Source organism: Sphaerimonospora thailandensis, from assembly GCF_016863115.1.
Classification (GTDB): domain Bacteria; phylum Actinomycetota; class Actinomycetes; order Streptosporangiales; family Streptosporangiaceae; genus Sphaerimonospora; species Sphaerimonospora cavernae.
The window spans coordinates 81,887-94,815 of sequence record NZ_BOOG01000021.1 but is presented as its reverse complement, the minus strand read 5'-3'; the positions used below and the strand labels follow the sequence as shown (position 1 = coordinate 94,815).

Annotated in this window: 17 protein-coding genes; 1 reads left to right on the top strand and 16 read right to left on the bottom strand. The window is 67.9% G+C overall.

Going from position 1 to position 12,929, the window contains the following annotated elements; translation table 11 throughout:
- Nucleotides 1-5: 5 nt before the first annotated feature.
- The 5 genes from Mth01_RS12970 to Mth01_RS12950 are packed head-to-tail and all read right to left on the bottom strand — an operon-like array spanning nucleotide 6 to nucleotide 6,991.
- Nucleotides 6-1,727: a phage tail family protein gene (locus Mth01_RS12970; protein ID WP_204016072.1), complete on the bottom strand. Its 1,722-nt coding sequence runs from the start codon at nucleotides 1,725-1,727 to the stop codon at nucleotides 6-8.
- A 25-nt stretch (nucleotides 1,728-1,752) separates the two neighbouring features.
- Nucleotides 1,753-2,193 (bottom strand): hypothetical protein, encoded by a 441-nt coding sequence (locus Mth01_RS12965; RefSeq protein WP_204016071.1) that lies wholly within the window; start codon nucleotides 2,191-2,193, stop codon nucleotides 1,753-1,755.
- Nucleotides 2,193-2,477 carry a hypothetical protein gene (locus Mth01_RS12960; RefSeq protein WP_204016070.1) on the bottom strand — a complete coding sequence of 95 codons (285 nt, stop codon included), beginning with the start codon at nucleotides 2,475-2,477 and terminating at the stop codon, nucleotides 2,193-2,195. Before Mth01_RS12960 ends, Mth01_RS12965 begins: the two co-directional genes overlap by 1 nt.
- Entirely contained in the window at nucleotides 2,474-2,752 is a 279-nt protein-coding gene (locus Mth01_RS12955; RefSeq protein ID WP_204016069.1) for a hypothetical protein, read from the bottom strand. Before Mth01_RS12955 ends, Mth01_RS12960 begins: the two co-directional genes overlap by 4 nt.
- A 42-nt stretch (nucleotides 2,753-2,794) precedes the next feature.
- The gene (locus tag Mth01_RS12950) at nucleotides 2,795-6,991 is read right to left on the bottom strand and encodes a coiled-coil domain-containing protein (RefSeq protein ID WP_204016068.1); all 4,197 of its coding nucleotides are present in this window, start codon (nucleotides 6,989-6,991) and stop codon (nucleotides 2,795-2,797) included.
- On the opposite strand from Mth01_RS12950, the gene Mth01_RS12945 reads away from it, so the two are divergent.
- Nucleotides 6,974-7,369 carry a hypothetical protein gene (locus Mth01_RS12945; RefSeq protein WP_204016067.1) on the top strand — a complete coding sequence of 132 codons (396 nt, stop codon included), beginning with the start codon at nucleotides 6,974-6,976 and terminating at the stop codon, nucleotides 7,367-7,369. The two genes, Mth01_RS12950 and Mth01_RS12945, sit on opposite strands and share 18 nt — an antisense overlap.
- Before the next feature lies 1 nt (nucleotide 7,370).
- On the opposite strand, the gene Mth01_RS12940 is transcribed toward Mth01_RS12945, so the two are convergent.
- Genes Mth01_RS12940 through Mth01_RS12890 form a run of 11 tightly spaced genes read right to left on the bottom strand, consistent with a single transcriptional unit; the run spans nucleotide 7,371 to nucleotide 12,927 of the window.
- Nucleotides 7,371-7,727: a hypothetical protein gene (locus Mth01_RS12940; RefSeq protein ID WP_204016066.1), complete on the bottom strand. Its 357-nt coding sequence runs from the start codon at nucleotides 7,725-7,727 to the stop codon at nucleotides 7,371-7,373.
- A gap of 14 nt (nucleotides 7,728-7,741) precedes the next feature.
- Nucleotides 7,742-8,251, bottom strand: a complete 510-nt coding sequence (locus tag Mth01_RS12935; RefSeq protein WP_204016065.1) for a hypothetical protein — start codon at nucleotides 8,249-8,251, stop codon at nucleotides 7,742-7,744.
- Complete coding sequence (locus Mth01_RS12930; RefSeq protein ID WP_204016064.1) at nucleotides 8,248-8,739, bottom strand: phage tail tube protein; 492 nt, start codon at nucleotides 8,737-8,739, stop codon at nucleotides 8,248-8,250. The genes Mth01_RS12935 and Mth01_RS12930 overlap by 4 nt, the downstream gene beginning before the upstream one ends.
- A 4-nt stretch (nucleotides 8,740-8,743) precedes the next feature.
- On the bottom strand, nucleotides 8,744-8,953 hold the full coding sequence (locus Mth01_RS12925; protein WP_204016063.1) for a hypothetical protein: 210 nt from the start codon (nucleotides 8,951-8,953) through the stop codon (nucleotides 8,744-8,746).
- An 8-nt stretch (nucleotides 8,954-8,961) separates the two neighbouring features.
- Nucleotides 8,962-9,294 carry a hypothetical protein gene (locus Mth01_RS12920; protein ID WP_204016062.1) on the bottom strand — a complete coding sequence of 111 codons (333 nt, stop codon included), beginning with the start codon at nucleotides 9,292-9,294 and terminating at the stop codon, nucleotides 8,962-8,964.
- A gap of 56 nt (nucleotides 9,295-9,350) precedes the next feature.
- Nucleotides 9,351-9,764, bottom strand: coding sequence for a hypothetical protein (locus tag Mth01_RS12915; protein ID WP_204016061.1), 414 nt, complete (start codon nucleotides 9,762-9,764; stop codon nucleotides 9,351-9,353).
- Complete coding sequence (locus Mth01_RS12910) at nucleotides 9,761-10,150, bottom strand: hypothetical protein (RefSeq protein ID WP_204016060.1); 390 nt, start codon at nucleotides 10,148-10,150, stop codon at nucleotides 9,761-9,763. Before Mth01_RS12910 ends, Mth01_RS12915 begins: the two co-directional genes overlap by 4 nt.
- A gap of 13 nt (nucleotides 10,151-10,163) precedes the next feature.
- Entirely contained in the window at nucleotides 10,164-10,559 is a 396-nt protein-coding gene (locus Mth01_RS12905; RefSeq protein ID WP_204016059.1) for a DUF6093 family protein, read from the bottom strand.
- Nucleotides 10,556-11,182, bottom strand: coding sequence for a hypothetical protein (locus Mth01_RS12900; RefSeq protein ID WP_204016058.1), 627 nt, complete (start codon nucleotides 11,180-11,182; stop codon nucleotides 10,556-10,558). Before Mth01_RS12900 ends, Mth01_RS12905 begins: the two co-directional genes overlap by 4 nt.
- Nucleotides 11,183-11,196: 14 nt before the next feature.
- Nucleotides 11,197-11,616, bottom strand: coding sequence for a hypothetical protein (locus tag Mth01_RS12895; protein ID WP_204016057.1), 420 nt, complete (start codon nucleotides 11,614-11,616; stop codon nucleotides 11,197-11,199).
- Entirely contained in the window at nucleotides 11,617-12,927 is a 1,311-nt protein-coding gene (locus Mth01_RS12890) for a hypothetical protein (protein ID WP_204016056.1), read from the bottom strand.
- Nucleotides 12,928-12,929: the final 2 nt, after the last annotated feature.

The following is a 12,929-nucleotide window of genomic DNA, read 5'->3' as shown; positions in this document are numbered from 1 at the left end:
CCCCCTCACAGGTAGGCGTGCCGCCACAGCACCGTCGCGGCGGGTGCGCTGCCGCCGCCGTCATAGGTCACGAGGGACGGGCCAGCGGGCAGGACCAGGTCCGTGATCGCGGTGGACGCGTCGGACAGGGAGCCGATCTGGTCGTCTCCGCCGAGGCGGACGGTGCCGTAGTAGGCGTCGATGATCAGTGTCTGTCCGGCGGGCACTTCGAGGTTGAACTCGAGGAGCCGCTCTTGGCCTCCGGCGGGTTTGATTTCGATGGCCGGGTTTGCGGCCGGTCCGGGCATGCGGATCAGCGGGTAGGTCGCCGCGTTGCCTGCGTTGATCAACGTCTGGCTGGTGCGGTCGACGATGACCGCCGAGTTCAGCTCCCTGCTGAGGAGCACCGGATCACTGAGGGTCCACTGCAGGGTGTACTGCGCCTGGCCGATGCCGATCTTGTCGGGTGGGATGGATCGGCGGGTCACGGACCCGTAGCCGACGTACACGCGGTTGATCAGCCGGATCGCCAGCGGTAGTTCGGTGTCGTCTTCGAGGACGCGGGTCTCCTGGATGAGCGCCTCGATCGCCTGCTCGATCTCCTCCGGATCGGTGATGATCAGCCCGGATAGGGTGACGTGCCGTTCTTGGGCGAGTTTCCGGCCGGGGTAGGAGCCGTGCCGTCCGGGTTGGGGGACGTTGCCGGAGTCCAGGCCGGGCATGTCGGTGATCCAGCCGTCTAGCTTCTGGGGGATGTAGGTGGTGTTCGCGGCGAAGACGAAGCCGTTCCATTCGACCTGCCCTTTGCCGGTGATTTGGTCGCCGGGGTTGATCGGTACTCCGGCGGTGGGGTCGTGTACGTCCCACCGGCCGGTGATCGTCTCGACGCTGACGAGCGCGTTTTTGAACGCCGCCACGGCGGGGGCGGGCATTACCCACACGCCGGCGAGGGGGTCGGGGTTGATCGCGACGAGCCCGTCAGCGGTGGTGATCTCCGGTGCGGGCAGCGTCCACGCGCCGGTGAGGGTGTCGGGCTTGGCTCCGGCACCGAGGACGATGGCGGGGGCGGGCATGTCCCACACGGCGGTGAGGGTGTCGGGGGTGGCCTCGGCATCGAGCTGGTCGGTCCCGATCCAATCGACGTCAGAAACGGCGACGTCGTCCATATAGAACGCCGAGAAGCCGGGGTTGAAGAACATCACCCGGGCCGGGAGCGTCGTCCCCAGGTCCACGCCAGACGCCGGGACGGCGTCCGTTGGAATGCCGGAGTCCGGGTTGAGGTACAGGCGCAGCTCACACGACCCGTTAGATGCGGATGTGCCGACGACGATTTTCGCCTCGATCCGCACCCACTGTCCGGTCGAGACCGGGCTGGTCGTCGTCGCCAGCGACACGCCGGACCGGTTTACCAGCCGGACCGTGCCGTTCGAGTTGAATCTGATTGTGGCGACAGTCGATCCGGAGCCGGCGTCGATCTGCACCACAGCGTTCGATGGCAGCTCGGTGAGGTAGCAGTAGATCCGCACGTAGAGGGTGCGTGCCGCCAGGGTGAGCCCCGTCCACGCCAGGGTGCCGTTGTCGTCGGGGAACACCGCAACTAGCGGGGCCCTCATGCCGGTCGCGTTGGCGCTGGTGTAGTTGGTGCTGCTGGCGGTTTGGAAGGCGTCCCCGCTGTCCCCGCCCGAGTTGGCAGCGGTGATCTTGGTGCCGTCGCTGCCGCCGTTGAAATTGTTTTTCAGGGTGAACACCACGACTCACCGCCCTCCAGCTCGATCAGGGGATGGTGAAAGCGGCGATACCCCCGCTAGCCCACGTGATCAAAAACGTGCCGTCCTGCGTCTCCCTCGGCGCGCCGAACCACACCGCCGCGAGCGCACGACCCCCCTTGGGCGGTGAGTACAGGAGCGCGCCCTCAGCCTGAATCGTGCTGGCGGTCAGCTCGACATTGTCAGCGTCCCAAACCATTTGATTGCCGACGATCGCCAGCGTCGTACTCGACAGCAGAGGCCCACCAGCCGTGTACCCCGCACCCGCCGCCTCCCCGGCATCCCACGGTGCGGTGCCATACCCCAGATCGGCCGTGAAATCCGGCGTCACCGCCGAGCCGAAAAACGGGCACTTCCAATCCTCGGCCGTCAAATCCAAGCCGAGACTCGACGGGTCCCACTGGTCTATCTGGGCCTGATACATCAGCCCGGACTTGCTCCACGCCATCAGGCACCCCTCCTCGCGCGGCCCGCCGGACGCTCCTCGACCGTCTGCGACTGCACCACCGCGTCACCCCCGCCGTCGGAGATGACCGGCCGCCCAGCCGAGCGCAGCCACGCCCGGAACGAACGCATCTCCGCCATCGCCTGCTTCTTCGCGGCCAGCGTCTCCGGGCTGGGGTCGGCGTCGAACGCCTGCTTGGCCTCGGCCAGGCGCTCCTGCTGGTCCGCGCACAGCTCGAGAATCTCCACCTCGGCCCGGCGGCGGATCGCCTCCATGCGTGCGCTCACCGGGTCTGCACCCCCGGCGTCAGGACCCCTGCGCCGCCGCGCAGGGTCGGCATGTGCATGTGGACGTCCTGGTGCTCACCCCGCGCCGAGGTGCGGTTCCGGACGATGCTGACAGCGCCGGAGTCGGTCATCTCCGCCACCTCACGGACCAGGCGGCCGTCCTGATCGCGGGTCTCCCGGCGGCGCGGCACACTCCTGTCGCCCTTGACCTGGATGCCCTTGCGCCGCAGGTACTCGCCGTACGTGATCCCGGAGTCGGGATCGAATCTGGGCATGCTGAAACCACCTCTCACGAGTAGGAAAAGGGGGGAGTGTCGTCAGCCGCGGTCGCGGAGGTTGAACCCGAACTCCGCGCCGATCCTGTAGACGTCGGCCTCCTCGCGGATCACCGCGTCCGGCATATTCACCGTCACACCACCAGACGGCCCTGGGGCCCCGCCCGTCATCCGCTCCACGAGCGTCTCCAAGCGGCGGATGAACCGCTCCTCCAGCGCCGCCGCCTGGCCACCGCCCCCGCCGCCCGTCACATACCGGGGCTCCGTCAGCGACCGGGACGGCAGCACCGTGTACCCCAGCCGGGATGCCGCCTGCCCGAGCAGCTCGGCCCCACGAGCACGCCGCTCCAACGGGATGACCATCTCCGCCCCGGCCTCACCAGCCAGGATCGTCGGGGACGTGACCAGCCCGCCATCAGCCATCGGCTGCAGCGTCACCATCACCGGTGCGGGTGCGGCGTCCGGGCCGGACCCCTCGATCAGCCCGCCCTTCGGCCGCGGCGTCGGCAGGAGCTTCTTCGCGTTCGCCGCCATCGCCTTCCCGACCTTCGCCGCCGTCGCCGTCGACATCGGCCCGCTCGAGGGCGTCGACGAGCCTGGCCCCGCCCCAGCCGCTGATCCTGCGAGCCGGTCCACCGACGACGCCAGCCGGTCGATCGACCCGGACAGGGCACCGATCGGCCCGGACAGGCCATCGAGCGCACCACCCACAGTCCCGGCGAGCTGGTCGGCCGCGCCCGCCGTCTCAGCCGCGGCATCCGTCACCGCCCGAGACACCACCCGGCCCGTGTCATCCACGCCCCGAGACAGCGGCTCGAGGTTGTCCAGACTCACCATGACCTCGCCACGCCCGCCATCGGCGGTGACGGTGGGGACGGTGGCCCGGGAGGCCAGTCTGTCGAGGACGGGCACGACCTGCATGCCGAACTCGCCGGCCGCCTGCTCCAGGAACGTCACCGCGCGGGAGCGGTAGGTGGGGTCGGTCGGGATGAAATACTCCCTGCCTTTGCCTTCGCCGAACAGGATCGTCGGGTTGGCGGCGACCTGCGGCGGGGTTGAGCGGCGTCCGCCGGTGGCGTACGCCTCGATCCCACCGGCGGCGTAGGCCAAGACCCCGCCGGCTTCCTCCTTGATGTAGGAGGTGGTGGAGCGGCCGGTTTTCGTGTCGACCTGTGTGACGATCTTGTAGCCGTTGTACTTGTTGATCAACGTCTTGATCGCGTTCTCAGCCTGGCTCGTGTCGGCCGTGACCTTGACCTGCTTGTTCCGGAGCTTGTCCAGGGCTTCCTTGACGTCCTTGACGCCGCCCTTGGCCTTGTCCGCCTCCGTCTTGGTGATCCCGAAATTCCGGGCCAGGTCATACACAAGATCTTTGGCGTCCTTGGACTTTCCCGCCAATTTGAGCAGGGCGCCGACCTGGTCCAGGACCGCCCCCCTGACATCCTCGGCCGTCCCGCCGAGATCTTTCTGCTTGTCGGCCAGCTCGCGGACACTTCCGATCAGATCGCCGAATTTTTCTCGGGCGGTGATGACCGCGTTCCGCTGCTCGTCGGTTTTCGCCTTGCTGATGTCCAGGGTGCCGTTCGCGTCCTGCAGGGCTTTCCGCATGTCGACGTACTTGCCCTTCAGGGTTTCCACCGCGCTGGCGAAGTCCGTACGACTGGTGAACTCCGACATCGACGATTTGAAATCATCCAACTTGGTCTTCGCGTCGCCGATCGCCTTTGCCGCGTCAGCAGTGGCTCGCTCTGCCTGGCCGACGGCCAGCGTGTACTCCGGGAATAGCGTCTTCAGCTGGTCCGCTGGGACTCCTGCTTCCTTCGCCTGGCGGGCAAGCTCTTCGAACGCCTTCGCTGCCTTCTCGCCATTGCCCGACTCGACCATGTTCGCCAGCACGGTGTCCATGTCGGAGAACTTCTGCTCCAGCCGGTCAATGGTGCTGTCGATCCCCGGCAGAATCGCGGCGAACTCCGAGACAGGGTGGTGCAGGTACTTTTCCCAAAACGTCGGGGTGAGAGTTTCACGGACACCGTCAGCAAAATTCTCCATCGAGGTTTCAAACCCGTGCCAGGTGCTCTCAGGCCACTGGGACATCAGGTCGCCGGTGAACTTGCCTGTATCCCCCAGTTCCTGCATCGCCCGAGTGAGCTTGTCGATCCCCTGGGACTGCCCCTTCAGCGCATTGATGCCGGAGCCGATCGCATCCAGTCCGACAGCAGCGATGGTCAGCCCAGCAGCGACCTTGCCGAAAGTCGCGAGCTTGCCCTTGGCGCCGGACGCAGCCTCGCCGACGTCGGAGATGCGACCGCGGAACGTTTTCAGCATGTCTGCGGCGCCGCTGATCGCCTGGTAGCCCTTCACGGCCAGGAAGACGGCGCCGATGGCCAGGGCAAGTGCCTTGATCTGCCCCGGGCTCATATCGCTCAGCAGGTCCGCCAGCAGGGCGAACGCGCCGAGCTTGAGGGTGGCGCCGAGCTTGGCCGCGGCCATGACCGCGGCGATACCGAGGGCGATCGCCTGGATCTGCTCGGGGCTGAGATCGCGCAGCTTGGCGGAGATATCGATCAGGATGTCCAAGGTCGTGCTACCCGCATCAGCCCCGGCAGTGAGGATGTTCCCTACGGCGGTCGCAACGTTGCCGAGTAGCTCACCAACCTTGGGGGCGTTCTCCTTCGCGTACTCCACAAACGCCTTGAAGCCGGGATTGTTTTTCAGCTGCTCGCCCCAGTCGGCGAACCGCTTGGTTCCGGTCTCAAGCGAGGAGATCACACTGTCGGTGTGCGGCAAGAATGCGTCCAGCACACCAGCCATGCCATGGAAAGTGTTCCCGAAAATATGCCCAAGCCCCTCAACTGCCGTGGGCATGTGAGTGTTCAGGTTGAACAGGAACTGCGTCCAGAACGGGCCCTCAAGGGCGGCCTTAGCGTCCTTCTCCAGGTCGACGAAGCTCTTGGAGGCGGTCTTCACCAGAGGTGAGATCTTCGGCAGGGCAGCCCGCACCAAATCCAGGCCACCGGAGATCGCCGGAAACACGTCCCCCTGCAGGCTCTTCTGCCAGTCCTCGTACTCGTCCTTGAAGATCTTGAGTTCCTTGGCCAGCTGCTGCTCGGCCTTGGTCAGCTCAGCCATCTTGCTGGCGGCCCCGCCGGCCGCGCCGCCGGTCTGCTGCATCGCGGCCTTCTGCTGCAGTTGCAGGACCTTGAGCTGCTGCTCGGCGATCTTGAGGTCGTCGTTGGCCTTCTTCAGCTTGTCCTTCGCCGCGCGGACCTGGTCCGACCCCTCGACCCCGGCTTTGTCGCTTTTCCGCTTCTCTGCGGCGAGCTCCTTCGTGCGGACCGTCTCGTTGTCCAGCCGTGCCAGGGCCTGCCGGTAGGACAGCTCAGCCCGCTCCCGCTGCAGTCCGGTCGACTCCGGGTCGGCCATGACCTCGGCCAGCCGTGCCTCGGCTTCCCGCACGGACAGCGCGGCGTCTTCCTCGCTGAGGGCCTGGTCCCGCACCGCACGGGTGAGTTCCTCGGCCGCCTGCCGGGCATCGCGGCGGGCCTGCGTCAGGTCCTGCTCGGCCTGCTTAGCCGTCTTCTTCGCGTCGGTGACACGCCGCTCAGCCTGCTCCAGCTGCAGCGACCGCTGCGCTGCCTCGGCCGCAGACTGAGCCGCCGACTTGACGGCCCCGCCCGCGCCCCCGGCCGCGGTCTCCTGCTGCCTGAGCGCCTCGTTGATCCGGCCCAGCGACGGGACGGCGACGGCAGCCATCCCGGCCGCACCGACCCCCGCCGCGGTGAACGCGGCGCCGAGCGCGCCGACGCCGACCGCGACCGTGGTGACCGCGGGCAGGGATGCGAGCGCACCGGCGACCATGCCGATCCCCATGAGTGCCCCGCCGACGTCGGCGTCGACGTTCACCCGGGCGGTACGGCCGTTGACCTTGGACACCTCATGGTCAACCGTGCGGAGCTTGGCGAGGGCCTCCCCGATGTCCGCGCGGACGTTGACGTCCACCTCGGTCATCTGCAGCTGCTGCAGCTCACGCTCGATCCGCTGGATCTCCGCGTGGGCCTCCTCGCTGCTGACGTCGATGCCGATCTTTTTGCCGCTCAAGCTCTCTAGCTCGCGGCGAAGCTCGGCGAACTTCCTTTCCGCCTCAGTCGAGTCCGCGTCAATCTTGATCTTCGGCAGCGCCTTGGTAGCCGCCTCCAGGCGCTGACGCATCCGGTCGGCCGAGTGGCCGGTCTCGGTCATCTGCCGGCCGAGATTCGTGGTCTCGCCCTTGGCCTGCCGCATGCCCGCGATGTAGTCGCCGACACGGGCACGCAGGGAGATGCTGACAGAGCGGTCAGCCACAGCTCACCTCCGCCCATTCATCTCAATTCAGGCGATTGCCGGGCGCCCGGCACCGGGCGGTGTCACGATCACGGGTGGATCGGGAGTACCGACGGAAAGGGCATAGGGATGTTCCGCAGGATCGAGGACATGCAGGGCGGGCCGGACGACCCCCGGGATTTCGATGAGTGGGCCACTGGGTTCAAGAAGACGTTCAAGAACGTGATCTTGCCGATCGGCATCACCATCGTTGTGATCTTGATAGTCAGCGCGATCGGCGGGGCGTTAACGCACTGACTCACTCGCGGCGCTGTACCGAGAACAGCATCCCGGGAGGCGCCTGGGCCCACTTCGCCCGTTCCTTCTCCAACGGGGTGCAGGCGTGACACCGCACGGCGGCCGCCACGTACCGGCCCTCCGCCTCCGGACGGGTCGTCTCCGACGTGGGCTCCCCGCAGGTATGGCAGGCCTCCGCGCGATTCGCCATGTCGGCCAGCGCCCAGTCCACGTCGTCGTCATCCCACGTGGGCTCCCACACCGTCTCAGAGTGGGACAGGCGCCCGGTCTCCTCGTCGTAGAAGTAGACGGTGCGTGCCCGCGCCGGCCGCCCCAGGACCGTGGATCGTGGGATCTGGTAAGCGCGGGCGACGGCCATCTCCTCATGGCCGCCTAGGCGGAGCCGCTCACGGATTTTGGGACGTTCACCTTCAGCTTGTTCACGCTGATGATGGCCATCCACAGCTCATCCCACTGGCCCTGAGTGAGGGCCTCGTCGACGAGCCGTTCGGCCTGCTCGGGCGTCATCTTCGGGTCGATACAGCAGGCGACGAGCGCCGCCAGGGGGAAGGTGTCGGCGTGGTAGTCCAGGCCGTTTTCCCGATCGGCCTCGCGGGGCGGGTGCTGGTCGGCGAGCGCTTTCCACGGCCGCTTTGGTAGCCCCTGGATCTTGAAAGGCACGACCTTTTCGGCCATCTGCTCACGGATGGCGTCCATCAGTTCCTCGACCTCGCGGAGCTCCCCGCCGTCGCTGGCGAGGGAGTCTTCGCGGGGCTTGGCCAGCAGTTCCCGGCGCTGCCGGTCCAGGTCTTCCCATTCGGCCTGCAGATCACCGGCCAGGCACAGCGGGACCGTTTTGGTCGCCGGTCTGGCGTTGGCGATGACGTCGTTGATGTCCGTCATGCGGCGACTACCGCGTTGGTGTCAGCCGGGCTGTGGTTGAAGATCTTGCTGACGAATTTCTGCACCTCGTTCGGGGCGGCGATCGGCTCATTGGGATGACCGCACTCTGCCGGGTAGATCTTGACCCTCTGCCCCTCCGCCCAGGCGTCAGTGTGCGGCAGGTTGCTCCGCACGGCGAGGAACCCCATCTGGCCCTTCACCAGGGTGTTCTGCGCAACGTTCTCGGCGGGGTTCTTCTTGATCTTGCATGTCAGCTCGATGTTGAACGTGCTGGAGCCTCCACGCGCGGTTGGGCCCGTGGACGCGAGCGAGCTGTTGTCCACCTCGCCCTGGTCCGACGTGATGTTGAGCCCATCGCGGGTGATGTACTTCTGCAGCTCGACGCCCGCGTTCAGTTCGTCCACGGTCGGCGCGGCGATGTTGGCGATGTTCAAGCACCACGCGACCTTGTAATAGCCATCGCCAAGCAGGTCTTCGGTGTCTGCCATTGGGTTACTCCTTGTCGGCGTTGGCCGCGCGGCGCGGCCTCGGGGCGGTGGACGGCCGGGCGGGCTCCGGCGGAGCGCCTGCCGGGGCGGCGGGCGCTGGCGCGCCGTCCGGCTCGACGAGTTCGTAGTCGGGGAAGTAGCGCAGCGCTGCGGGCGAGATCTCCGCCGTCGCGCCGCTTTCTTTGTGGCGGACCTGGACCCGTGTGATCGGCATCAGCGGCCTCAGATCCGCAGCGCGGCGAACGTGACGTCCGCGGCCGCCGAGCAGACGAACGTGGCCAGGCTCCCGTCCTCGGAGTCACCGAGCGAGGGCAGCACCGGGATGAGCAGCTCTCCGCTGGCGGCGACCGTGTAGGCCTTGTCGGGCAGGTCCTCCTGGTAGGAGGTCTTGCCGACGCCGGAGAACGTCACGGTGACCGGCGCACCGGCCCCGTTCCGGACGTGGATGAACGTCCTGTCGCCGGCCTTGACCTTGTCGCCGGTGGCTGCGGTAGCGGCGTGGTAGGTGGGTGTGATGCCACCCACGGTGATCGCCTGAGGTGTGCGGGTTGCCATCGGCTCCTCCTAGGCATGCCGAAAAGCCCGCCAGGGCGGGCAGAGACGATGAGGGGTCAGAGGGGGTCTGACCGGGTCAGGTACTGGGCGGTCGCGTAGTACAGGCCGGTGGAGTCGTCGTCGCGCCGCATGGGCTGGGATCCCTCCCGTATGGCCTTGCGGACCCGCCGCCCAGCCACGACGGGGGCGGTGGTGAGCAGCGTGCCGTTGGTGCGGTCAGCGACCCACAGCGCCTGTTCGGGCCCCACGCCGACGCTGGTGATCTGGTAGCGCAGGTCGTTCGGGCCGGTGTCGGCCAGCGTCCGATCCACCTGCGACTCGGCACCGGTGTCGGGGTAGAGCACCGCGTACTTCTCAGGCGCGTCCCGGGGCGCGCCCGCGAGGTAGACCGGGCAGCCCGGGCTGAGCGCGGCCTGGAGCATCTTGAGCAGCGCCTGGACGAGCGGCAGCGATTCCAGCGGCTCGGTCACAGCAGATCCCGGGCGATCTCATCCAACGCCGCGATGAACCCAGGTTCGACCTTCACCGTCGCGCGGGCGCCGTCCAAGTGCGGCGGTTGCCTCGGCCCGCCGTACTCGAAACCGCGACCCATGCCGCCCTGCTCCCGCATCTCCTCGGGACCGACCTCCCACTCGACCGCGTCCTTCGCGGGGATCTGCTCGGCCGTGATCGCCTTCGGGTAGTGCCGGCCGTGCCGCCGGGCGGTGTCACGGGCATTGTCCCGCCACTCGTTCCGCAGCTCCTTGGCGTGCTTCTCGACGACCTCGTACGCCCGGTTCGCCGCCTGGCGCTCCGCCCCGTCCAACGCCTTGACGATGTCGAGCAGGCCGGACCCGTCCAGCTCAATGTCCGCCACGTCACCCCCCTTTTCAGGCCTTGTCCTCGACGACCAGGCGGCGGGCCATGCCGGTGCTGGCGAAGCCGACGTCGACGACCTCGAGCGGCCGGCCGACCAGCCAGGTGTCATCGGACGTGGTGACGGTCATCCGGTCTTCTCGCTGCACCTGGGGTGCGGCCGTCCAGGGCAGCCGCACCTCGTACCGGTGCAGCGTGATGGACTGGGCGTCACCGTACGGGGTTTCGGCCGTGCCGCCGGTCTGCTTGACCCGGCAGGGCCCGGTGTAGACCGTCTCCCATGCCTGCGTGTACTGGCCCGTGGACGGGTCGAACACCCGTTCACCAGACGCTCGTTCAATCACGCACGTGTCCCGCATCAGCGCCAGCGCGGCCCTGCGGCCTGCCGCGACGAGCCCCTCAACGCTCATGCCAGCCTCACACTGGACACGCCGCCACGGTAGGCCCGCAGCACTTCCTTGTGGTCGGCGGTCAACGCCGCCCCGCCGATCGTCTCCGTCGAGTAGGTCCGGGAGTAGTCCTCGATCTGCTCGACGCGCAAATTCTCCGGGTTGGACACGGTCATCGCCGCCAGGTCCAGCACGACATCAAGGATGTCGTCAGGCACCTCCGCGTGGCCGTGGGAGTAGGTGAGCCGCACCCGGGGCGCCCACACCCCTCGGACCCTGCCCCAGGGCCAGCCCATGAGCCGCCCCGGCGGATGGTACGGGTAGCCGCGAGTCAGCTCGTTCCCGAGCCGCTCGTAGTCCCGGCCCTCGACCAGGGTGTAGTCCAGTCCGCCGAAGTCGCCGAGTTCGACCACCGTCAGCGGATGGTCTGCGTCGACGACGAGCGGCCGCTGCGGCACCCGTAGCACGCGTTCCCCTCCCGCCACCTCGACCTGGTCGTCCTCGACCAGCGTGATGGTCTGCCGGGTGTACTTACGGACCTGGGCGGACGCCCGGCGGATCGCGAGCTCGGCCTGAGCAGCGGGCAGGCTACGGTCGAGGTGGGCTTCCAGGTGGGCCACCGTGGCGAGCGGAGGCAGCGACACGGTGACCACCTCCCTCAGTCGAGGATCGCGTCGAGAGCGGAGAGCAGCGTCGGGCGGGGCTTGGCCTTCGCCTGCTCGGCGTCGTGGGCCTCCAGGGCGCGGTCCTCGTCGACGCCGACCCAGGCGAGGATCTCGCTGATGGTGCCGTTGATGTCGAGCGGGCCGCCCTGGTCCTGACCGTCGGGGTCGTCGCCCTCCTCCTCCGCGGGGCCGGGGGCGGACCCGCCAGGCTCATCGGGAGTCGGCTCCTCCTGGTGCTCGCCGTCCTGGTGCCCGGCGAGGACCTGCCGGGCCTCATCGTCGGCCGGTTCGACGGGAGCGCCGGTGCGGAGCATGTACACCGCGGCGTCCCCGACGAACTCCTCACCCGCGGCGAAGGTGAGCGGCTGCATGTTGTAGTAGGCCTTGAACGCCTGCGTCGCGATCGCGCGCATTTAGGCGTGCTCCAGGACCACAGCCCGCTTGTACAGCGCCGCGTCCCCGGTCGTGGCGTCCGACGGGACACCGAAGTCGCCGACCCACGACCAGGCGGAACCGATGACCTGCTGAAGCCGGTCCTGCGGCGGCCGGGTGATCATCGCGACCTGCACGCCGTCGGCCGGGCCGACCATCTGGATGGACGGCACGTCCGACACGTCGGTCTCGGAGAGCAGGTTCCCCATGCCCTCGAACGGCGCGCTAATGAACGCTTCGGCGCCGAACACGATCGGCTGGTGGACCGGGATGTTCCCCGCCGAACCGCCCATGACGGTCGGGGTTTCGTTGTCCCGCACCCAGTCGATGCCGGCGAAACGGCCGATCGACAGGTCCCGGTAGATCGGCGAGTCGACCCGACCCTCCAGTGCCCGCTTGAAATCGTCGTCGTCGAACAGCTGGTTTTCCGTGTCGGGGTCGATGTGCGCCGTGTAGTAGCCCCCGAACGTCGGGACGTTCATCTTCCGCAGCCGGGCGACGGCACCGCGGAACATCTTGAACGTGGCGTTGTCGTCCGCGGCCAGGTGGTGGGCGGTGGCCTTGGTGCCCTTCCGGATACTCACCGGGGCGTTGGCGGCCACGACCGCGTCGCCCTTGGCGTCGGTGCGGGCCGTCCCCAGGGTGAGGGTCTTCGTGGCCGGGTTGACGCCGGTGACGGTGTTCGCCGCACCACCGATGGTCACGGCCAGCGCGTTGGCGCCGCTGACCGGGGTCGGCTTGCCGTTCACCAGAACGGTCTCAAACCCTGTCACCGACGCCACCTTGATGGAGGTGTCGGGGTCGTCTTCGGCGCCGTCGGCGGTGGTGCACCACGTACGGCCACCCGCGTAGGCGGTGTACAGCTTGTCCCGGGCGATCCGGTTCAGCGACTGACCCGCGTTGATGGCGAGCTTCTGCACGTCCTCCATGTACTGGCTCGCCAGCGTCATGGACGAGTTGAGCATGTTGGTGTCGATCGCGGAGCCGTACTGGTCCATGACGACGCTGTACTGCTCAATCGAGTAGGTCTGCGTGGACGGGTCACTACCGGTGATCGGCGTGGTTTTCGGCGCGAGCAGACCGGTCCGGGTGAAGGTACCGGTGTCACCGAGACGGGACCGCCACGGCCGCGGCGTCGCGATCATCGGGAACAGGAACTCCGGCAGGAGCGCGTCCTCGAAAACCTGGTACAGCAGGCCGTTCTGCATGACCTCCCGGATCGCGGCCGGGAGCTGGGACCGCACATCATGGCGGCCAAGGTCGAACGCCCAGCGGGCGGTCGCGGTACGCATGG